17 protein-coding genes are annotated in these 22,858 nt (G+C 54.1%); 2 read left to right on the top strand and 15 right to left on the bottom strand.

Annotated elements, in window-relative coordinates; all coding sequences use genetic code 11:
* The first annotated feature begins 399 nt into the window (after positions 1 to 399).
* Both AAF465_06345 and AAF465_06340 read left to right on the top strand, forming a co-directional pair.
* Positions 400 to 1,086, top strand: a complete 687-nt coding sequence (locus AAF465_06345) for a GNAT family N-acetyltransferase (GenBank protein MEM7082335.1) — start codon at positions 400 to 402, stop codon at positions 1,084 to 1,086.
* 105 nt (positions 1,087 to 1,191) lie between these two features.
* Positions 1,192 to 3,006 (top strand): asparagine synthase-related protein, encoded by a 1,815-nt coding sequence (locus tag AAF465_06340; GenBank protein MEM7082334.1) that lies wholly within the window; start codon positions 1,192 to 1,194, stop codon positions 3,004 to 3,006.
* A gap of 21 nt (positions 3,007 to 3,027) precedes the next feature.
* Here AAF465_06340 and AAF465_06335 read toward each other — a convergent pair whose 3' ends face one another.
* From AAF465_06335 to AAF465_06265, 15 genes are all read right to left on the bottom strand, one after another.
* Positions 3,028 to 3,978, bottom strand: a complete 951-nt coding sequence (locus AAF465_06335; protein ID MEM7082333.1) for a polysaccharide deacetylase family protein — start codon at positions 3,976 to 3,978, stop codon at positions 3,028 to 3,030.
* Positions 3,979 to 3,980: 2 nt separating this feature from the next.
* Positions 3,981 to 5,309: a putative O-glycosylation ligase, exosortase A system-associated gene (locus AAF465_06330; GenBank protein ID MEM7082332.1), complete on the bottom strand. Its 1,329-nt coding sequence runs from the start codon at positions 5,307 to 5,309 to the stop codon at positions 3,981 to 3,983.
* Between the two features lie 16 nt (positions 5,310 to 5,325).
* Positions 5,326 to 6,642 carry a nucleotide sugar dehydrogenase gene (locus tag AAF465_06325; protein ID MEM7082331.1) on the bottom strand — a complete coding sequence of 439 codons (1,317 nt, stop codon included), beginning with the start codon at positions 6,640 to 6,642 and terminating at the stop codon, positions 5,326 to 5,328.
* Positions 6,643 to 6,684: 42 nt separating this feature from the next.
* Positions 6,685 to 7,860, bottom strand: coding sequence for a glycosyltransferase (locus tag AAF465_06320; GenBank protein MEM7082330.1), 1,176 nt, complete (start codon positions 7,858 to 7,860; stop codon positions 6,685 to 6,687).
* 9 nt (positions 7,861 to 7,869) lie between these two features.
* Positions 7,870 to 9,786, bottom strand: coding sequence for an XrtA/PEP-CTERM system amidotransferase (locus tag AAF465_06315; protein MEM7082329.1), 1,917 nt, complete (start codon positions 9,784 to 9,786; stop codon positions 7,870 to 7,872).
* Between the two features lie 3 nt (positions 9,787 to 9,789).
* The gene (locus AAF465_06310; GenBank protein ID MEM7082328.1) at positions 9,790 to 10,929 is read right to left on the bottom strand and encodes a TIGR03088 family PEP-CTERM/XrtA system glycosyltransferase; all 1,140 of its coding nucleotides are present in this window, start codon (positions 10,927 to 10,929) and stop codon (positions 9,790 to 9,792) included.
* Positions 10,922 to 12,472 carry an exosortase A gene (gene xrtA / locus AAF465_06305; GenBank protein MEM7082327.1) on the bottom strand — a complete coding sequence of 517 codons (1,551 nt, stop codon included), beginning with the start codon at positions 12,470 to 12,472 and terminating at the stop codon, positions 10,922 to 10,924. The genes AAF465_06310 and xrtA overlap by 8 nt, the downstream gene beginning before the upstream one ends.
* Positions 12,472 to 13,662: a TIGR03087 family PEP-CTERM/XrtA system glycosyltransferase gene (locus AAF465_06300; protein ID MEM7082326.1), complete on the bottom strand. Its 1,191-nt coding sequence runs from the start codon at positions 13,660 to 13,662 to the stop codon at positions 12,472 to 12,474. The genes xrtA and AAF465_06300 overlap by 1 nt, the downstream gene beginning before the upstream one ends.
* Before the next feature lie 2 nt (positions 13,663 to 13,664).
* Entirely contained in the window at positions 13,665 to 15,590 is a 1,926-nt protein-coding gene (asnB, locus tag AAF465_06295; protein ID MEM7082325.1) for an asparagine synthase (glutamine-hydrolyzing), read from the bottom strand.
* A gap of 133 nt (positions 15,591 to 15,723) precedes the next feature.
* Entirely contained in the window at positions 15,724 to 16,773 is a 1,050-nt protein-coding gene (locus AAF465_06290; protein ID MEM7082324.1) for a FemAB family XrtA/PEP-CTERM system-associated protein, read from the bottom strand.
* A complete protein-coding gene (locus AAF465_06285) occupies positions 16,773 to 17,600 on the bottom strand; it encodes an XrtA system polysaccharide deacetylase (GenBank protein MEM7082323.1) in 828 nt (275 codons plus the stop codon). Before AAF465_06285 ends, AAF465_06290 begins: the two co-directional genes overlap by 1 nt.
* Before the next feature lie 84 nt (positions 17,601 to 17,684).
* Complete coding sequence (locus AAF465_06280) at positions 17,685 to 18,758, bottom strand: AAA family ATPase (GenBank protein ID MEM7082322.1); 1,074 nt, start codon at positions 18,756 to 18,758, stop codon at positions 17,685 to 17,687.
* Positions 18,759 to 18,766: 8 nt separating this feature from the next.
* Entirely contained in the window at positions 18,767 to 20,251 is a 1,485-nt protein-coding gene (locus AAF465_06275; GenBank protein MEM7082321.1) for a TIGR03016 family PEP-CTERM system-associated outer membrane protein, read from the bottom strand.
* The gene (locus AAF465_06270) at positions 20,232 to 21,203 is read right to left on the bottom strand and encodes an XrtA-associated tyrosine autokinase (GenBank protein MEM7082320.1); all 972 of its coding nucleotides are present in this window, start codon (positions 21,201 to 21,203) and stop codon (positions 20,232 to 20,234) included. Before AAF465_06270 ends, AAF465_06275 begins: the two co-directional genes overlap by 20 nt.
* A complete protein-coding gene (locus AAF465_06265; GenBank protein MEM7082319.1) occupies positions 21,200 to 22,795 on the bottom strand; it encodes an XrtA system polysaccharide chain length determinant in 1,596 nt (531 codons plus the stop codon). Before AAF465_06265 ends, AAF465_06270 begins: the two co-directional genes overlap by 4 nt.
* Positions 22,796 to 22,858 lie beyond the last annotated feature (63 nt).

Here is a 22,858-nt window from a genome sequence, read left to right as displayed (position 1 = left end):
GATGGTCGATGGCAAACTCCTTGCCGCCGTGCGTTCAGACCGAGACATTCTCGTTTATATCCCGATGCTTGCGCTATTTTAAGCCAAGGTGACGGATTTTGTGCGGAATCGCGTCACAAGCTGCGAAATATTCCCCGATTTTCGTCGAGATTTACGCTATAAAGCATTGATATTTATATTTTTATTACGTATGTTATCAATCGTTGCGAGATCGACAAATGACGTCGTCTCGATGGATACAAAAGCATCAGCGCGATTCAACCCGGCATTGGCGATCGATCCACGCAAGGCCCGGCACGGAGATCCTACTATGTCCCACTTTCTGCCCATTCCCGCGCGCGACCTGCCCGCTGGGTTGGCCTCTGCGGCAAACTTGCCTGTGCGGTATGGAGCATCAGCGTGATTGAAAAATGGCGTCAGCCGTTCATAGACTTTGGTCTGCGCACAGGGCTGCTGTATGTGTGTCAGCGAATCTTGGCGCGCATTCCGCTGAGCCCAGTGCCCGTGAAGTACTTCTTGGTTGCACAGCCCGTGCCACCACCCCCTCGTAAGATTCGTCCTCACTCACTTCGAATCGAGCAGATTGACGCCGACGACTATCAGATCGACTGGTTCCCTCGCCCCGCTCCGTTCATCGCCGCACGGTATGAACAAAACGCCAAGTGTTTTGTCGCGTTCAGTGACGATCACCCACTTGCGTGTTTGTGGCTAAAAACGGCGGGCGACTACACCGAAGACACGGTGCGCTGTCGTTTTCGACCAGAACCGCAGGCTCATACGGCTTGGGATTTTGATGTTTACGTGCAGCCCGAGCATCGACTGGGGCGTACCTTTATGCATCTTTGGAATCACGCCTTTGAGTGGATGCGCGAGCGTGACATTCACTGGACAATGAGCCGCATTGACGCCTTTAACTTGCCCTCGATAAACGCGCACAAGCGACTCGGTGCGCAGTTTACTGGCAGCGTCGTGTTTTGGACCTGGGGACGATGGCAACTGGCGCTCGCTAGTCAAACACCGCGCTTTAGTCTTAGTCGACAGGCCATGCCGATCTATACCGTGAGCGCACCGGAGCGAACCGATTAACTGCGACCTGACTCACGCCCTCCTTTCGGACGACTCGCGTATAATTACCACCCTGCCGCGACGACCATCTGTCGTCCGTCTGGTGAAGCAAAAGGGACAAACAACATGACCGGACTCTGTGGCTGGGACCTTGCCAGCGCGCCCACAAAAACCGATCCTGCCGTGCTACAAGCCATGAGGCGACAGCTGCCGCCAATGGACGCGGTCAGTGAGGAAGTCGTCGAGCACCAGTTTGCCGGTTGCGTGCAGGCCATGGCCCACGGCCAACTCCACCGCGCTGCCGACGTGATGGTCTTAATCGATGGCAACCCTCGACTGAGCGGATCAAATCAGTCCAATGCCGCCGCCGTGGCCGCGCTGTACGACCGATACGATCTGGACTTTGTTCAGCATGTGTCTGGCACGTTCGCCATCGCCATTGTCGATCAAACGCGTAAGCGCACGGTCCTGGCGGTGGATCGAACCGGCACTCAACCGCTCGCTTATCACTGCGGTCAGAGCGTGGTGTTCGCCTCCACGTCCACCGCGGTGTATGCACACCCGGATGTACCGCGTGGACTCGATCATCAGAGCCTCTACAACTATCTCTATTTTCACATGATTCCGAGCCCTCGAACGATATTCGAGAGCGTTAAGAAGCTGCCGCCCGCTCACATGCTCGTCGCCGAAAACAAACGCATCACCCTCACCCGTTACTGGATGCCGGACTACACCCGTGCGAATCGCTCATCACTGCAAGGCCGACTATTGACCACACTCGGCACAGCGGTTGATCGCGCCGCAAGCAGCAACGCATCCGGCGCATTCCTAAGCGGCGGGCTCGACAGTTCCACCGTGTGCGGCCTGCTTCAACAACAACGTGCTGAAAAAGCCAACGTGTTCACCATTGGTTTTGCGCAGGAAGGTTACGACGAGCTTGAGTACGCTCGACTCGCCGCCGACCATTTTGGTCTCAATCTGACGTCCTACTACATCACGCCCGAGGATGTGCTCAGTGCGCTACCGGAAGTTGCCAAGGCTTATGATGAGCCGTTTGGCAACTCATCCGCCGTACCAACACTCGTTTGCGCTAGGCTCGCGCGCAAGGCCGGCATCGATACGCTGCTGGCGGGCGACGGCGGCGATGAGCTGTTTGGTGGCAACGAACGCTACGCAACGCAGAAATTGTTTAGCTATTACGACTATATGCCAGGCGTGCTCGATCGGGCCATCATGCGTCCGTTTTTCTTTCGCGATGCCGTTAAGCGCCGATCCAGCGGGTTTCAACACAAAGTCCGGCGTTACATCGAGCAAGCCAGCATGGCGATGCCAGAACGAACCCAGAACTACAATCTGCTTCACCTGCTCGGTGCCGACACAGTATTTACGCGTGAATTTCTCTCTAACGTGGATGCGGATGAGCCACGACAACTCTTGCGCGCCGAATATTGGCAAGACGGCATTCCAGACCAGCTAGAACGCCTGCTGTTCATGGACTATAAATTTACGCTAGCCGACAACGATCTGCGTAAAGTCAATCGCATGTGCGCGCTCGCCGGTGTGCAAGTGAAATACCCTATGCTCGATGATGAAATGGTGGCGTTTTCAAATACGGTGCCCAGCAACGTCAAATTAAAAGGACAGGTTCTGCGCAGCTATTTCAAAGACGAAACGCGCGCCTTCTTGCCGAGCGACATTATTAACAAGAGCAAGCACGGGTTTGGCTTACCGTTTGGTGAATGGCTCAAACTCGATCCGGATCTTTCACGTCACATTCATTCGAATATTGAGCGCCTACGGGATCGCCACGTTTTCTCACCTGCGTTTGTCGACGACCTACTGGATAAACATGAGAATCAGCATGCTGCCTATTACGGCAATCTGGTTTGGGTAATGGCGATGCTGGAAGAATGGCTGACACAGCACGCGCTTAGCGTGTAATCTCGCCTGTCGACTCGTTTACTACGCTGCGCGATCCGAAAACTCCGTCGGCGTATCAAAGTAGCTGCGCAGCACCTTGAGCACTAGCTTGAGCCCCACGTTGCGACTGAATCCCACACGCGGCAATTCAAACAGCGGCATGGAACGATCCACGTATCCCCACTGTGTCGTAAATGCGGCGTTGAAGCCAAGTTCTGGCAGCAGACGGGTGTGTTCGTGCTCAAAGTCTTGTCGATACTTACCGTTCGGATACGCAAAAAACCGCGGAGGGTGGCCTAAAATATCGGTTAGCCGATCGCGACCGCGGGCGATGTCCGCTCGCGCTTCGTCCAATGACAGTGTGAGCAGTATTGGGTGGCTAGAAGTATGACCACCAACTTCCATCCCGGCGCTGTGTAGCGTACGAATTTGCTCCGCACTCATCATCAAATCATCAGGCAGCGATACGTCTAGAGCTTGAGCAAGCCGATCCACGACACGCTGTCGCACATCGGCAGCCAGATACTTGACCGTGGGTATCAGTGTTTCCATTGCGTGCTTGCGGGCGGCATTACTGGCAAACGACAACGGCGCGTCGAGCCCCAACGGCTCGAGACCATCCGTATTGGCATCGAGTACCGGCCGCTGCGTCGTACGAACCGCCTCGATGAGCGTATCGTTCCACATGCGACCGCCATCGAGAAAGTCGGTGGCGATAAAAAACGTGGCCGCACATCCTGCACGATCGAGTTCTTCCAACGCCACATCGTGATTGTCGCGATACCCATCATCAAAGGTAATCGCCAACGCGCGGCTTGGTAAGGCATCATTACGCAACGCATCCATCGCTTGCGCCAACGGCAAGACATTAAAATAGCGCTTAAACGCGTGAAGCTGATCGCGAAATACCTGTCGATCGACCTGATCGGGCTTCATCCAGTCTGCCTGCTCCGGCACCTGGTGATAATTCAGCACAACAAGACGTTGGCGCACGCTTAGCTCCTTTGCATCGCTGGGCGCGGGGTGCTCATGGCCCGCTGCACCTCGATCTCTCGTAACTGGCTACTGACTTCACTGAAGTCCTCGTTTTCAGGCGGTGCGCGGATAATCATGCGAATGATGATGATCATGGCGATAAAATGCCAATACAAATCGAAGTAAGCCAATCCCAAAAAGGCGCCGCCAATCGCATAGGAACAGAGGCTCACGATGATCATGCGGGAGAGGTTTTCAGCCCACTTTAAATCCGGTCGTTTTTTCGCAAGCGAAATATTTCGCGCGCTGGTGATCAGCGCGCCCGCGCCGATCAACAAAAAGAGCACTAAGCCGACGTAGCCGTGCTCGGCGAGCACTTCAAAGTAGATGCTGTGCGCATCGTGGAAATCTTCAGGTTCCGGCGCGTACTGCATGAATAGCTCAGGCGTGAACGTACCAAACCCACCCCCTGTCCAGGGATGGTCATTGGCAAAATGGTAGGCAAAATACCAGGCATTAATCCGCCCCAGCGCTGAGCCATCTTCTTTGTAACTACCGATTGAATAAATGCGCTCGTGCCAGTGTTCCGGCATAAAGTTCCACATGACGATCGCCGCCACCACCAACGCACAGCCGATCAGCACTTTACGCGAACTGTAGTACCACAACACGACGCCCATGGTGCCGCACGCCAAAAAGGCACCACGGGAATGCGTGGTTAAAATAGACAGCGATGTGAGCGCCATAATGCCTAACAACGCCCAACGTACGCGCTTATCTTCGGCTTGGCCGAACAAGTAAAAAATGAGCGGCATTGTCATCACCATCGCCAGCCCAAGTTCATTATTGCCCTCGATAAAGCTACCTGGCGGCCCCCAAACCAAATAGTTGCCGCCGGTCAGAATCGAAAATAGCCCGCCCTTAACGCCGAAAAAGCCGAGCGAGCCCACAATCACCCAGATGAGAATATTGAGTTGATGTTTAGTGCGGATCAGCACCATCATCAAAATCGTGAACAGCATGATCTTCATTGTGCGGTCCCATTCGATCATCGAATAGGGCCGATCGAGTGCGGTCATTGTGCTCACGTTCATCCAGAGAATAAACGTAAACCAAAACACCACAAGCGGCGTGATGGGAAACTTTTTGGGACCTTTGTAAAAAATGAGTGCCACAAGGGTCGTGAGCGCGACCAGCATGGCGAATGGGAAGTTGTACGCAAACCCCCAAGTCAGACGATGAGGGTTCATATACCCCAACCAGGACCATACGAGGATACCTATCCATGGTCGGGACAGGATCAGTGGCAGCGAACCTGCCACAAGCATGAATACTAGTGCGTCTCTCATCGTCCTCTACGTTGGGTTACCAGCAGGCACCCCGATAGTCACTGGGCAGCGCCTCCACATCCGCAATACCCACCAGATCGAAAAGATAGTGCGCGCTGGTGAGCTTATCGCGTACCTGCGACACGATATCGTTGTCACCCAGACCAAGCACAATGACCTCGCCGTGGTTCATCACTTCGTCACACGAATCACACATGAGTTCAGCGACATGAGGAATGCTCTCTTCAAGATAGCGTTTATTCGCCCCCATCAACCGCGCCAGATTGACTTCGGGATCGTAGATTTTAATGTTCATACCCTTGCCGATCAGTCGTTCTGCGAGCGTTAATAAAGGACTTTCTCGCAAATCGTCCGTTCCGCTTTTAAAACTCAAGCCGATCATGCCAATTTGGCGTGTGCCGCGAGCCAAGATGGTCTCCACCGCGAGATTGACGTGTTCATCATTGCTGGGTAACAAGCCTGCCAACATCGGTATGTCCACGTCATTCTCGCGAGCAACATGCAACAGCGCCCGCAGATCTTTGGGCAAACACGAGCCGCCGAAGGCGAAACCGGGCCGCATATACGCCGTGGAAATATTGAGTTGCTTATCTTCACAAACAAGACCCATCACTTTCTTTGAATCCACGCCCAGTGATTGAGACACCCGACCAATTTCGTTCGCAAACGTTACCTTCAGAGCGTGAAAGGCATTACAGGCGTATTTCACACACTCAGCCGTGCCGACGTCGGTACTGATGAACTTGCCGGGTAAGTGACCAAATAGCGACTCAAGCTGAGTCGTCGAATCAGGATGATTGCAGCCAACGATGGTCATTGGCGGATTGTCGTAGTCGCGTATGGACGTACCCTCACGAAGAAACTCTGGCTGGAAACACAATCCAAAATCCTCACCGCTTTTCTTACCGGAGTGCTTCTCAAGCAGGGGTTCGATTTTCTGCAAAACCGTGCCGGGCCGCACCGTCGAGCGAATAACAATCGTGTGAAACGCGTCTTTTTTGCGCAGCGCTTCACCCATTTGTTCGGACAGTCGCAAAATGGCCGTCATGTCTTGATCACCGTTCTTTTTTGACGGCGTGCCGACGCAGACAAACGACAGCTCAGTCGCATTCATCGCCTCGTCGCACTCTTTCGTAACGTGCACGCGACCGCTGCCGACCGCTTCCGCCATGGTTTCCTGAATACCCTCTTCAATGATCGGTGGCTTACCGCTGGCGATCAAGTCCAGCTTGGTCTGATCGATATCGACGCCATACACGATGTGCCCGTCCCGCGCGAGACAGGCGAGGGATACTGCACCCACGTAACCAAGACCAAAAATACTAATGTTCACAATGCATTCCTTTCTATTGTCGATGGGTCGTCTGGGCCCGATTTAATGCGCCATTATACGTTGAATCAGTCCGTCCAACCTGTGACATGTGTCGCCCCAACCGAATTTTTGCGCAAATTGCCGAGTTCGCTGGCGACCGGGATACTGGGCATAGAGTTGCTCAATTTCCGACCAAATGGCCTCTGGCGTGCGCGTGGTGACCAGCCGGCCGGCGGCGGCGTCCGAGACCACCTCGGCATTCCCCCCCACGTCGGTGGCAACCACGGGCAGACCGCTGGCGACTGATTCCAACAGGACATTAGCCAGCCCCTCACGACTCGATGCAAGAACCAACATGTCAGCCGCCGCATACAGCGTGCGCAGCGCGTTACGACTCTGCTGCCCCAGCAGACGCACTCGGTGGGCGAGACCGAACTGCAAAATGCGGTCTTCAAGCTGAGCGCGAAACGGCCCCTCTCCCGCGATCAGCAACGTGACATCCTCATGCGATCGGATGGCGTCGATAATCAAGTGATGACCTTTTAGCTCAATCAGGTTACCCACACTCAGCAACACGCGACCCTGCACACCCAGTTGCTCGCGCGCCGCATCTTGCGCGCGCAATCCGAAATATTCCAGATCGACACCGTTGCGCAACACATGAATTTTGTCGCTGCCAAAGCCAAGATCGGCCATACGATTGGCCAGTGCGGACGAGACAGCCACAATCGCATCAGCCTGCGCCGCCGTTTCGCGCATGAGCCGCAACGGCCGCGCGTATTGCGTGATCAAATTGATATCGCTACCGCGCGCCGTAACCATTAATGGTCGGTCAAGGGAGCGCGCAACGCGCGCGGCGGCCACAGCATCAGGATAAAAATAATGTGCGTCGATAAGATTGGGTATAAAACCCTGCTTTGCAAACGCTCGCGCCAATCGTACGCCCGCTCGTCCCATTGCCGCCGGTGCGGTATGCATGCCGATTTTAGGCACATGCAAATAGCGCGGATGGTCGATCTGAATACCGTGTCGGGTGCCTGAATGAGGCACACCGGCAAACGCACTGAACTTGCCAAAACGTGGATGCGTAAACGGAAACCAAGGCACAGGCGCGACCACGCGGGCGGCGTAGTCGCGTCCGCGCATAAGCTGAAGCAAGCGCGTTTCGACAAACAACCCAAGTCCGGGTTGCGTCTCGTTCGGGTAAAGATTACTGAACGTCAGCAGAGAGGTTGTCATGGCACACGATCAGGCAGCAGCCTTTGATTCGGATAACATGACGCGCTTGTAAAAACCCTCGAACATAAGCAGCGCCCAAATAATGGCAGTGTGATCGCTTTTGCCACTAAAGTGCGTCTGACCGATTGCACGCAAACGGTCGGCATCAAAAAAACCGCTGTCCGCCAGCGCGCCACCTTCGAGGCATTGCTCAACTTTGTGCTTGAGCGGCCCTCTGAACCAGCTGCCAATCGGCACCGCAAAACCCATTTTAGGCCGGTACAAAATATCATGCGGCAACATCGGTTCCAGCGCCTTTTTGAACGCGTACTTTCCTTCACGGCCATTGAGTTTGACATTAGGCTGCAGCCCAGAAACCCAATCAACAAAGTTGTGATCCAGAAGCGGAACCCGAACTTCTAAACCCTGCGCCATGCTCGTGCGATCCACTTTGGTGAGAATATCGCCGGGCAAGTACGTTTTAAAGTCCAAATATTGTACCAACGAGAGCGGATCATCGGTCGGGGCTTGCCCGGCATAACGGCGAAAATGCTCGATCGACTCGTAGCCCGCCAGGTCACGTTTGAGTTCCGCCGAGAACAACTTCTGCCTCAATCCCGTTGGAAAAATCGATACGCTGTGAAGATACGCCGCCAAGCTGTCTCGTCCCAACGCCTCAAACGTTGATTTGGCACGGAACATCTGTGGCGCCCAATCCATCTTTGGATAAAGACGACCCAAACCGCCAAACAATGGGCCACGTATCGCTTGCGGTAGACGGCTACGCACTTTCTCTTCGTACATATGCCAACGGTATCGGCGATACCCAGCGAAGTTCTCATCGCCACCGTCTCCCGACAGCGCCACTTTCACGTGTTTGCGCGCTAACTCGCATACGCGATATGTGGGCATGGCAGAACTGTCCGCATAGGGCTCGTCGTAGAGATAGCTCAGATGATCAATAAGGTCGAAGTCTTCTGGGTCCACCTGTTCCACATGGTGCGCAGTGCCCAGGTGCTTAGCGACCTGGTCGGCATATTTGGCCTCGTTGAACTGTGGATCACCAAATGAGATTGAACAGGTTTGCACTGGCGCGTCGGAAAGACGCGACATGAGACCCACAATTGCGCTCGAATCAACGCCGCCAGACAAGAACGCGCCCAACGGCACATCAGCAATCATACGCAGTTTTACCGAAGCCTGAAGGCGCTCAATAATCTCGCGCTCGATATCCTCCGCGGTCATTATCGGTGAATGCATTGAGAACGAGACGTCCCAGTATTGCTTGGGCGCAGCCGGTTTTTTGCCGCGCTCAATCAACAGTGTGTGACCCGGCGGTAGCTTGAATACGTGCTGCAAGATCGTGTGCGGTTCTGGCACGTAACCGAAGGTAAAATAGTCTTCTACAGCAGTCGGTAATATCTCGCGCGGTATGCCTGGATATTCAAGCACCACTTTTAGCTCGGAGCCGAAGACAAAATGCTGATCGGGCGTTAACGCGTAGAAAAACGGTTTGATCCCGATGCGATCACGCGCAGCAAAAACGGCCTCACGATTTCGATCCCAAATCACAAAGGCAAACATACCGTTAAATCGCTCAACACATCGCTCGCCCCACGCCTCCCAGGCGTGAACGATTACCTCGGTATCGCTGTCGGTCTTAAAGGCAAATCCAAGCTGTCGCAACTCGTCACGCAGCGGTTGGTAATTGTAGATTTCGCCGTTAAACGTCACGGCGACCGTGCCATCCGCATTGAATATGGGTTGCTTGCCGCCGGCAAGATCGATAATTGATAAGCGTCGATGTCCGAGCCCAACGCCCGGCTCAATATGCAGACCAAAGTCATCGGGACCCCGATGACTCACGGTGTCGTTCATGCGCGTGAGTAAGCCTTGGTCGATAGGGCGACGCTGCTGATAATCAAAAATTCCTGATATTCCACACATCGTTCAGATTCCGTCATTTAGGGAGTAGCGCTCGGAAGCGGTGCCGGAGTTCAAGCACTGCTGATAAAACTGTTCATAGCGGTGCACCATGGCACCCAGCGTAAACTGTTGATCGACGCGTTCGCGTGCAGCCGCGCCATGTTGTCGCCGCAATGCCTCATCGTCGGCATAGCGTCTAAGACATTCGGCCATTTGCTCATCACTATCGCTGTCATACAAGTACCCGCAGTGATCGTCGACAACGAGCTCCGGATTACCGCCTACGCGCGTCGCCACGACCGGTACGCCGGACGCCATGGCCTCCAGAATCGTATTGGATATGCCCTCGTTGTACGAAGGTAAGACAAACACATCCATGTTGCGCATCCGCTGCGGTATGTCCGATTGCGCGCCTAACAGCCTCACCTGTTCATGCAGTCCACCACGATCGATTGCGGCTTGCATCACATCGGTTTGCGAGCCGCCGCCAATCACGTCGAGTTGCACGGGACGTTTGGCGGGCCGATCTGCCAGGCGTTTCATTGCTCTTACCATCGATTGCGGATTCTTAACTTCTTCGAGCCGACCGACGAAACCGACTCGCAGCGTGGTATTGGCATCGCGCGACTCAGGACAAAACGTATCGGCGTCGACGCCGTTATAAATATGTTCCAGTTTTCTCGCGTCAATACGCACCGTATGCTCGAGCCAGTCGCGAATATTGGCTGACACCGCCAACCAGCCCACCGCCAGCGGCGCGAGCCAGCGGCGCAATCGAATGTACTTCGGATTGCCGCCTGCCAAATCGCTCATGTCCCAACCGTGTTCGCTGTGAATCAACGTGCGCACCCCCGCCAGTCGCGCGACAAGACCGCAATCCACCGTTCCAAAATTCCGCGTATGCACGATTGTCGGACGGATGCGCCGCAAGAGCTTGAACAAACGCCAATACACACCGAAGTCTTTGCCAGGTTGTTTGTCTAATGCGCTGACTCTAACCGCGGAATTGCTAATGCGCTCAGCGAAGTCGGTGACGTCGGTCAACGACACGATATGATGCTCAAACCGAGCGTCCATTCGGTTGACAAGATTGACTAGCCCGTTTTCCATGCCACCGGTAGCCAATCGATAGATGATATGCACGATGCGGATAGGCTTAGTCATTCACTTCGCCTCGTTCACACTCGTTACCCATCTCGATCGCACAGCGCTTGAGCGCAGCGGCATGGGTGGCAAGGAAGTCACCGAGCCGCTGCTCCGCCGCAACGCCGCGTTCCGGTGTCGCCAGCACAACGAGCGCCTGGTCTAAGTTGATGCTGCCGGTCAAGAGTGACACAGCCTCAGCAAGCTTTGCCTGGACAAGGCCGCTCTTAGTCTGTTCATTTAATTGATACCAATGCCAGATCGTGTATTCGTCAAAGCGATCACCCAAGTTGGTTTCGATCACAGCATGAACATCGGTTTCGCGGGCTCGCTGATCGAACACAGCCCAACGATCAAGATCTGCCAAGACATTGGTCGCAGTCACCATCTCGTGTTCGGCGCTGAAGGCTGGGTATCGAAACACCCAGACAAACACCGGTTGGTATCCGGCATCCGCACGTGCGCCACGCTGAGGCTCAAAGCGCCCCCGTGTTGACGCGATAGCACCGCTAAAATCTGGTGCAAACGAGGTGGTGACCGTCTCCGGTCCGCGCCAGGCTGAACCGGCTTTTGGTAATGCCACCGGCAGCGCCGTTGCCGCGTTGGTCGACCGTGCGTATACGCCGAGTCCATGCGGGATCACCAACGCCACGCCCAGTACGAGTACCGCCGTTATGAGCTGTTTACCGTTAATGAAATGGGGCGACATCACCGGTTTCTCACCCTGTGGCGCTAAATCGTCCGCGGAGCGAAAGCGCCCCCCAATATAGAACAAAAGTAGCATCACAAAACCGAAAAACATCCAGCCGTAGACAAGGTGATCGACACCAACCGCATAACGCATATCCGAAAAATGCGCGATCATGACGATGCCATAGGCTCGGATACCATTGGCAATAATCGGAACGATCAGAGAGATAATCGAAAACACCAGCTGCTTACGAAAACTGCGGAAACTCAGATAGGCATAGAGCGTGCCCAAGGCAAAGGACGCCATCAGATAGCGGATGCCACTGCAGGCTTTTGCCACTTCGAAATCGCCGGCCGGAATACTAAAAAACATCCCATCGCGATAGACGGGCAGTCCGGTTGCCTTGAGGGCCCAAATGGTAAAGTCCGCGGTAAAATCCATAAGCACCGGCACTAGGCTCTCACCCATGGGTACGGCAAAATAGAGGTAGGCCAAAGGAAATAATAGGGTGGCGACCTTACTCAAACCAAAATAACTGGCGGCCAATACTAAAATCATCGAAACGAACATGAGTTGACCAATCACATGCACGTTGAGTAGTTCGGCCACTATCCACAGCAATCCGCAGCCAATCAGTACCAAAGCGCCCAACAGAACAGGCTGTTGTGGCGCAGCGGCAAAGCGCGACCATTGTGTGTAAATGAGATAGGCAGACATAGGAAAAACAATGAAGCCATGCTGATAGGTGTTCGAATCACCCCATGTGTGCCACATGGTTTGCAGCGACGGAAAATAGAGCACGCCGAGTAACACAAGCAATACACCGCCGCCCACAAGTGCGGCGCGATGCAGGGAATCGGCGGCGCTGTCCATCAGCCCGTCTGCACAACCGATTTGATCAGCGCATCGAGGCGAATCATTGACTGTTGCCAATCATGATTGCTCAAGACACGTGCGCGGCTGGCCTTTGCAAGGCGACCGCGATAATCAGGATCATTGAGTAGAGACAGAATGTGGTCCGCATACTCTTGTGGCGAGGTCGCCACCAATAGATGCTCAGCTGGCACGGCGTCAACACCGCCTGCGGCCTGTGCACTACACACCACCGGCACTTCCTGAGCCATGGATTCCAGAATCTTATTTTGTGTGCCACGTGCGATTTCCAATGGCGCAACCGTCAGCTGGCAGTTTTGCACGTAGGCACGGATATCATCGACGGTACCGGTAACGGTCACCCCGTCCAACTCACCTAAGGCACGCACTTTGGCACTGGGTTCCGCGCCGATAATATAGAGCTTGAGACCTGGCTTCGCCGGCCTGAGTAACGGCAGAACCTCCTCGCAAAAGTCGAACATCGCCAATTGATTCGGATAATAATCCATCCGCCCAACAAACCCGATCGCATCGGTCTCCGGTTCGATACCAAGCGGCTTGAAGAACGTCGCGTCCACGCCATTTGGAAACCAGCCCGTAGCGTGTGCAGCCCCATACTCGTTTAGGGTATCGAGCTCGGCTTTGGTCGTGCAGGTGCTCAGATTAAACTGGCGCGCCAGCCGCTTTTCCTCGCGCTCAAGTCGCACACCTTCATACCAATACCCAACCGACAGAGGAAAGGGCTTGAAGGAAGAATAGATCTGCCATTTCTGCGAATCCATATCGCCAAAGTCGATAATTTTTGGCACGTGCTGGACATGACGAACAAACTGCGCAACGGATGAACAATGCACGAAAATCAGATCGTACTGATTCTCTTGCAGCAGGCCATCAATCACGCCTTTTAGTTCAGTTGTGTAAAAATAGCCCATGCTGGCAGGTACCGGCGTTGGCAATCGCAACACCATGCGCGCAATCGGCAACCACTTTCCTGTCACCGACACATGGTAGGCGTGGCAGTGCTCCTTGATGCCGTCTCCAGCCTGTGCCTCGTCCTTGTCTCGGGCGAGAGAGCAAACCGTTACATCGTGGCCCGATCGCGTCAAATGACTAATGATATTAAACGGCCGAATCTTGCCTCCGCGTTTGGGCGGAAAAGGGAATCGATGACAGACAAATAAGACACGCATAACTACATTACCTGCTTGAGTTCGCTGTTCACGTCGTCATGGCTGCGACCGTCAAGATACATTTGCGACCAGATCTCAAGGTTAATCAGCGCCATCAGTTCATCGGTTCGGTCGGCTTTGTTATGGCTGTGCTCATCGATCATATTGGCCACGATTTGCGGTTTAAACCAACCGCGTCGCTCAATACGATCCGCCGCAAGCAAATGCTCCATCATCGGCTTGAGCTCATGCTTGAACCACGCACCCATCGGCGCGCCAAAACCGCGTTTTTTTCGAAACAGAATGTTCTTGGGCAAGACCGGCTCGAGCGCTCGCTTCATGATGCTCTTAAGCTCGCGACCACGTATTTTTTGTTTGCCAGGCATAGCCATCGCCAGCGAAACCATGCGCTCATCGAGCAATGGTACGCGGCACTCCAGCGACGCAGCCATTGACATTTTGTCGGTGAGCATGAGTAGGTCGTCCGGCATTTGCGTCACCAGATCGAGTTGCATCATGCGATTCACGCCATCGCCCGTCGTAAAACGCGCAAAGGCGTTTTCCAGTGCATCCTCACCCTTCTGTGTCGAGTCTTGCAGCAAGTCGGCGACCGCCGAGTCTTGCATAGCACTAACATACCCTTTGTAGCGCTGTTCAAAGGACAGCTCACTCGACTCGAGTACGGCCTTGGCGTATCGACTCAAATTCATCAATGGCGAATGACGATCGGCTGGCAGTCGATTGACCACCTGCTTGAGCAACCCGCGGCGCAGTCCACGCGGCATCCAATTCACCGCTTTAAGGTAGTAGTCGCCTAAATAACGACGATAACCCCCGAACAACTCATCGCCGCCGACACCGGACAAAATCACCGTGACGTCTCGACGCGCAAACTCCGAGACCAGGTACGTCGTGACAAATGCTGTATCGGCAATGGGCTCGTCCATATGCCACAACAAGCGTGGCATCAGGTCTACCGCTTGCGGCTCAACCACGATTTCTTGGTGATCGGTCTTAAACAGCACGGCGACTTGCTGAGCATAAGGTAGTTCATTGTAATACTGACCACCGGACGCGTTGCCAAAGCCAATCGAGAAAGTCTTAACCGGGTGGGCACTGTTGCGTGCCATATAGGCTACGACGGCGCTCGAATCAATACCGCCTGACAAAAACGCGCCGAGCGGCACATCACTGATCATCTGGCCCGTTACCGAGGACTCGAGATCGTGACGGAATCGTTCGCACCACTGCTCGTCCGTCATCGTCTCGATCTGTTGCTCGAGTGCCCAATAGGTGTGTTCACGCAATTCGCCGCGTTCAACCACCAGCAAGGTGGCCGGAGGTAGCTTGCGTATGCCCTTCACCATCGAGTGAGGCGCCGGCACGTAGCCAAGCTTGAGATACTCAGTGAGCGCCTGCTCGTCCAGCTGCGCGCTCACGCCCGGCAGGGCCAGAATGGACTTGAGCTCGGAGGCAAACAGGATGTTGCCATCAACCACCGAAAAGTAGACGGGCTTGATACCCAGGCGATCGCGCCCGATCACCAAGCGTTGTTGACGGCCGTCCCAAATCGCAAAGCCAAACATGCCTTCCAGCTTGGAAACGAAATCGAGCCCTAAACGCTCGTAGAGATGGAGAACCACTTCCGTATCGCTGTGGGTTTTAAACACCGCACCCGCGGCCAGGCATTCTTCTCGCAACGCCTGAAAATTATAGATCTCTCCGTTACATACGACCCAAATCGAATCGTCCGCATTGGAAATTGGCTGATGACCGCCCTCGACATCGATAATCGACAGTCGTCGCATCGCGATAATCGCCTCTGACGCAGCGTATAAACCCGCGTCATCCGGACCACGGTGGGTGGTGATGTCACCCATGCGCTCAACATCTTCACGCGAAAACCGCAGCGGTCGATTAATCGACGCGACACCATGGATGCCGCACATTATCGACACCCTCGCCATTGGACGCGACGGACGCACGCTTCACGATTGGGTGACACGGCTCGCTCTGTGTGAAACGAATGTGTTGTGAATAGCACCATGCTCAGAAAACGCTGCTCAATGGGTTATCGCTATATCAGCCAAGTTGGCGAGCAAGCCACGGGCCAACGCGATTGGCGATGCCCACCGGCAGCTTGCGCCAGGTATCAACAAAAATTCTGTACTTTGGATTATTCGGGCTGATGTTGGGCACCGCATCCGCTTTAACCAAATGATACGAGTACGCAAGAGGCACTGGCTCAAACCCCCAGTGCTTCTTAAATCGATAGGAGCCTGAATCGACTTTGCTCCGTCCGTAGTCAAACAGTGTGATACCTTTTTCCCGCGCGTTCTCCATGACCTGCCAGTACATGAAGTCATTCGCATAAAGCTTGCGTGCCGCAAACACACCACCACCGTAATAAGGCAGTACTTCGTTCTTGAAATAAAAGCTCATCACACCGGCAACTGGCGTACCGTCATGGGTGATAGACAACACTTCGCAGTCATCACCAAAAACTTCTTTGAGAATGGCAAAATAACGCTTTGGAAAAACTGGCGTTCCAAGATTCCGTACGCTTTCGGCATAGCACGCGTACATGTCGTCTACGTGTTGATCCTCGCGTGCGGTAAGCCCGAGCTTGATGCCCTTTCGCACCATTGCCCGTTGCTTGCGCGGAATATTCTTCATGTTGACATCGGGATCTGGATCAATCTCACGCCGGAAAGTGACGTACAACTCTTTACCCGGCCAACCCTGTTCGGGCGTACATCGATTCCGCAGCTCCAAGACATCCACATTCAGACCGGCTGCAATCTGGCAGGCCTCATGAATCAGCGCTTGGCGGTCGATTTCATTTGTCCCAACCGCGCCGCCATATACGCAAAAGGGCACAGACGTCAGGGCATTGCCAAACAAAACACTTTTTGTATGAAAGAGCGGGAGTATGGCCGACACTTCCCCATCGCGCTCCGTATAGAGGTAGTACGGCGTATGACGAAACGCGCGCGAGATAACGTCAAACCACTCTGCCCGATGGAAAAACGTTGCGTCATCACAGCGATCTACACACTGATTCCACTGCGCAAACTCATTGGGCGTTAACTGTTTTACCTCAACCGCTAGCTGATCAATCGCTGCCGCCATTACGCTGCCTTCCTTGCTGGTGCAAACACGCGATCCATCCGGTCCCAGGCAAAATCCCGTACCAGACGCTTCAAGCGCGCTTCCATTCTATTGAGATTAAGATAGTGACGAAATCGTGTTTTAGCAGTCGCGCCCGGGACTCGCGGCTGATCCGGATCGATTTCCCACGGGTGAAAATAAAACACACCAGGTTGCTGATCCACGGCGTTGACCCTCTGTAGTGCTTTGCGATACATCGGATAAGGCAACAATCGAAAATACCCGCCGCCGCCGCATGGAAAATTCCGCCCGCCGAATGATGCCGTCGTCACCGGCACTTCCAACAGACCATTTTCACCGGTAAGAAACGCAAACCGAGGCGCCTCGGGCATGCCGTACAAATCGTGACGGATGGGATACAAACTGGATGAGTATTCATGCCCCGCTGCGTGAAGCTCATCGAGCGCCCATAAATTATCGCGACCGATCGAATAGCTCGCCGCACGATAACCGGTTATCGCGACACCTGACATGTCTTCGAGCAGCGCTTTGGTTTTACGGATATCCGCGCCAAATTGCGCCCGATCTTGATGAATGACGCGCACGTGTTCATAGCCGTGGCTGGCAAGCTCATGTCCTTCTTTCACGATACGCTGGATGAGGGAGGGACAGCGTTCAGCGACCCAACCGAGCATAAAAAATGTCGACTTAATACCAGCCTCGTCGAAGATATCCAGCACACGATGGGTGCTGCGTTCGACCCGCAGCTCCCAGTTATCCCAGTCGTTGCGTTTGATCGTCTTTTCAAATGCCGACACTTGAAAGTAGTCCTCAACATCGACGCTCATCGCGTTGACAGGTCGTTCAGAGCGCAGCCTGTCAGCCTGCTCAATCCAGTGAGAGGGATACGAAGACATGATCAAACCTCGGAACTAACGGCGTTGTTGGCGGGATTTTTCACTAAGCTTTTTCAGCTTGCGATCCAAACCGCGAAGTCGTTTTTCAAGTGGCGAGCTTAACGTGTCATCCGGTGATGGATCGGCATCGGCTTGACGATGACCATTGGAACCGTTACTGCCGTTAACCTTGGTCGCCGGCTCTTCTGGCTCTTCCTCCTCATCAAACGCCATTTCTTTCTGTGCATTTGATTTGGCCAGTGCGCGCTCGCGCAATACCGGGCGCAGAAAATCGCCCGCTAGCTCATTCGAAAACTCTTCGGCCACTTTCTCAGCGTGGTCACGGGTAAACTCATTGATCTCTTCCAAAAACCCATAGACGAGAAAACGGTCCATAAAAATATTGATGCGCCGTGGAATGCCATCGGTAAAGTCGAGGACAACATCATAGACATCATTATCAATCGTTGGATTGCCATCCCAGCCGACGGCCAACAATCGAAAACCGATATAGCGTTTGAGCTCGGCGCGCGTCAGATGCGCCATGTGATACGAGGCAACCGTGCGCTGACGCAGTGGCTCCATCTCTGTGAGCAACAGCGTTTCACGAAAGTCGCTTTGACCGACTAAAAAGATCTGCATGAGGGCTCGGCCGTTGCTCTCCAGATTGGAGAGAATGCGCAGCTCCTCGAGTGCATCCGGTGTGAGTGTTTGGGCTTCATCCACAATCAGCAACACACCCTTTAGATACTCACGAGCGCGACGCAATGACAGCTCGAGATCACGTATTAAAGCGGTTTTGCTTTTACCTTCATAAGGCTGTTTCAAAGCCGCCGCGACCATCGGAATTATTTCTTCTTTGGTTAGGTTTGCAGCCGCTACTCGTGCCGTCGCGATCTCCTGCGTCTTGAGGTCCTCGAGCAGCGCTTGAATCAGCAGCGTTTTACCGGTTCCAATATCGCCAGTAATAACGACAAATCCCTCGGCTTGCTCCAGTCCGTAATGCAGGTAAGAAAGCGCTCGCTTATGGCTTTCGCTGCGAAACAAAAATCGCAAATCGGGCGTTAACGCAAACGGCTTCCCATTGAAGTTATAAAAATCTGAATACACTGTCCGTCCTAGAACCTACGACCGAATCCAATTCGAATAGCCAACTCTTCATACTCTTGGTTAGCCTGTGGCGCATTGCGCTCATTGCGACCGATGCTCGCGGTAATGTAGCTTTGATTCAAAATTTCACGACGCATTTGTACGCTGATCCGCAAATCTTCGGGGCGACTGACTTCGTCTCTTGAATCGAGCAACTGATAGGTTGCGCGGGTTGCCACACTGGTTGCCCCATCCAATTCCCAAGACCATTCAAACGACGCGCCTCGCACATTCTCACGCGCACCGTCCAGCTCAGTTCGGATAAAACTGCGATCTTCGTAGTAGATGCCTGCACGGATGGAGCTGCGGCCCGATTCAAGCGTATTGCTAAAATCCAATCGGCGGCGGATATACAATTCCGGATCACGTGTGGGCAGTTCGAATCCGTCCACTTCGATTTCGTTAGCAAAATTGCCAGCCAAATTGAGCAGCGACAGTCCATTGGAAAAATCCAGCTGCTGGGCGCCGATGGTCGTGGCCTCTTCCGAATAGTTCAGTGAGGTCGTCAGTGCGCGGGACGAACGCGTGAACTGCACGCCATAAGAATCACCAAAAAACTGCTCGCCAACGCGCAGGTCAAATTCCACCGTATCGCCAAAACCACCTCGAAACCCTACGTTCCAAAACGTGCCTTCGGCGACGCGTGTGCCAGGCAGGGCACCAAAATCGTTAATGTCTTCGCCCCCGGACATGACAAACTCGGTACGCGGGCTGATTCTAATGCCCACCTCAGCCGAATAGCGGGCCAGCTCGATCTCGCGATCGACATCGTATTCCACCCGTTTAGAGGTAAACCCCAAGGACCAATCGAGCGGCCCTCCTCCGCCTGAGTTCGTGATCGAACCAAAGTAGTCCAGCTGATTGTTATCGATCAGGCGAGGCTCATCGTACTCGACCAAACCAGCGGAGGCACCCAGACGCAAAAATGTGGACGGGGCGAGACGTCGCAAAATATAAGGCGACGCATTGATTGTCATGGTTTCGGCGGTATTTCCGCTAACGCTGATCGAACTGTTACCGGATGCCACACGAGGATCAATAACGGTTTGACTGATACTGGCGTCCGCATCGAAAAATAGAAAATCAGGAATCACCAATGCCTGCAGCGTCGATTGCAGATAGTTATACGCTTCGTTGAGACGATCTTCCCGAGCGTAAAACAAGCTTTGCAACCGATAGTCGAACTCAATGTCGACACGCTTGCCGTCTCGCGACGCAATTATCGTCGGGCTCAATTCCCAGACATACTCTTCGTCCTCGCCCGGTGGTGGCGACAGGATAAAGTTGTCCGTATAGGTGATGCCGGTAAACAAATCCGCGGCAAATTCCCACTCGGCGGCAGAAACGGACGCGCCATTCGCAACTAGGCCGGCAGCGGTCAGAGCCAACAGACGTTTCGATGTGAATGAGCGGCTATTGGCGTCGCCTCTCGGGTTAGCTGTATTCCTGGCCATAGTACCCACCGTAATAGTCGTTTGAGGACTGCACACGACATTTATTGAGGATTAGATTTATTGCTTTATTCGAATCAATCATTTCCAGCGCTGCATTGACTGCGGCCTGAGGGGTTTTGCCCGCCTGGATCACCATAACGACCTGCCCCACCAAACTGGCGAGCACCTGCGCCTCCGATGTTTGCAACAACGGTGGCGAATCGAAAATGATCATGCGATTAGGATAACGGCCCGCCAGTTCATCCATCAGCTCTTGCATCTTGTCGCTGGCAAGGTACTCGGTTGAATACTGGTGGCGGGTGCCCGCCGGTAAAATGCGCAAGCCCGGCATGTCCGTTTGAACAAGCACGTCACCGATGTCGAGTGAGTCGTCAGTCAACAGATCCATCAATCCACGCTGCTGATCGATGCCCAGTGCGCGGCTGATATGGGGTTTGGCCACGTCCGCATCAATAAGCAACACGGTACGCTCACGCTCAAGGGCCAGACTCATAGCGAGATTCACTGACGTAAAGGTTTTGCCTTCTCCTGAAAACGCGCTGCATAACATCAGCAGATTACCGTTCTCAACCGGCACCACACCCTTACCGAATGCATTCGCGATCAGCGGCCGCTTAATACGCCGAAACTCGTCAGCCATGTGCGGCGCAAGGTCTTCGGCCGGCACAATACTGGCTTCTCGCAGCGCATCAAAATCCAGATGCAGCACGCGCTGCTTATGGAGCGCGGGCAATCCATTGTTATTGTCATCACCGCTGGGCACGATGGTGCGACCGTGCTTGTCGTGCGTCGCTTCCTCGGTAGTTTGCTCCAGCGATTCCTCTGCCGGAATAAGCGTCGCTTCTTCGTGTGGTTGCAGCCGCACGGTTTCCTGCGCCTTCTGACTCGCATCGCCGGAGGGCTTCTTGCCGTCCTTACGATGTTTCTTAACCGCCTTCTCTACAATACTCATGCGCTTTCACGTCCCTGCAAGCCGCTGGCTAATTCCACCAGTCTGTCCTCCATCACCAACACTCCGAAAAACGCGCCGATGAGCGCCAACAAACCCACCGCAAACGCCACGGTCTGCAGTCGCGTCGATATTCGCTGATGCGGCATGAGCACCACGCCGATCGTGCCAAGCACAGGCAACCCGGTTTTACGTCGCAGTTCGCTGCGAGTGCTAAATACGGGCCTGAGCTGATCGAGTAAAAATGAAATGGCAAGACCAAAAACCAAACTGGCCATCAACACCGCGGTCAAAAACAGCGGACGATTTGGGCCGGTTGGGTCGAGTGGCAACACCGGTGGATCCAGCACCTGGAATTTAATGTCGTCGCTTTGCGCATTGGCATCTTCTCCAAGGCGCGCCGCCTCAAGTCGATTTAGCAAATCGTCGTGATAGGTGCGGGTCACATCATAATCGCGGTTGAGTCGACTGAGCTGCGCCTCAACCTCCGGAATGGTGTCGACCAAGCGCCGCAAGTTGGCCACTTCAGAGCGAGCCTGCTGCAAGTTAATGCGCAATTCGCCCAACTCGATTTCGGTGTTGCTCAGCTGAATTTTCATCGACTGATACACCGGATTCTGGTCAAGCGGATTAAAGGCCGGACGATCGGGAAGCACGGTGGCGCGCTGAGAAAGCTCCTGCTCCCGTTGCGCTTTAAGGGTCTCAATGGTCTCGCGTGTGGAAATCACATCCGGATGACGATCCGTAAGACTGAGTTTCAACTGTGCCAAAGAGAGCTCGAGTTCGGCGATTTGGGCGTCCACCGTGGAACCGCCCGGACCGGCCGACGGTGCGGCGGTGCTCGTCGGGTCCAGACCGAAGGTGGGTTCTTCGCCCTCGAGTTGAGCGATCAATTCATCCCGCGTGTTGAGCTTGAGGCGATACTGCAACTCCAATCCCTGCAGATTGCTTTGTGCGGTTTCCAGTCGGGTGTAGTAATCGCCCTGTGAACCTGGCATTAAACCAACGTTCTCTTTCTTGAAGTCGGCCAGGCCTTTTTCCGCATCGAGCAGTCGCTTTTCGTAGATGGCAATCTGCTCTTCAAGAAACCGCATCGCTTCGGTGGTATCGCGGTTGTTCTCGCGCAAACTGCCGCCAACGAAGTCGCTTAGCATGGTTTGCACGACACGCTGCGCCATCTCGGGATCACGATCGTGATAGGTAATCGAATAAAGCGATCCGTTTTGGAGGCTGCGCAGCTCGATGGTGTTGCGCAATCGCTCGACGAGCTTTTCCATCGCCAGCGGCGTGGTGGCTCGCAAATCCATATCGGTGTCACGCGCCACTTTTTTGAGATTGGGAATCGACACCATCTCGCTAAGTTTCATCTGCACTTCTTCACGCACGTCGCTGCTGCTACCCAGCCCGCGAATCGCATCGCCGAGCGCCGACTGCATGTCGACGTACACACGCGTACTCGATTCATACATGTTTGGCAGCGTGTACACCCAGATGAAGCCGAGCATACACAACACCCAGCTACCCAGTAGCGCCCACCAGCGAAAGCGCCACATGCCCCGCAAGTGCGCCATAATTTGAGCAATTATTTCAGCCATGACCTTATCTTGGTATTTCCGTTAACGAAGTATCAATGAGATAGCTAAAAGTATCCGTGATGT

This window comes from Pseudomonadota bacterium, assembly GCA_039028935.1.
Lineage (GTDB): Bacteria > Pseudomonadota > Gammaproteobacteria > Steroidobacterales > SZUA-146 > SZUA-146.
The sequence above is the reverse complement of the archived record's forward strand: the minus strand, read 5'-3'. Positions and strand labels throughout refer to the sequence as shown.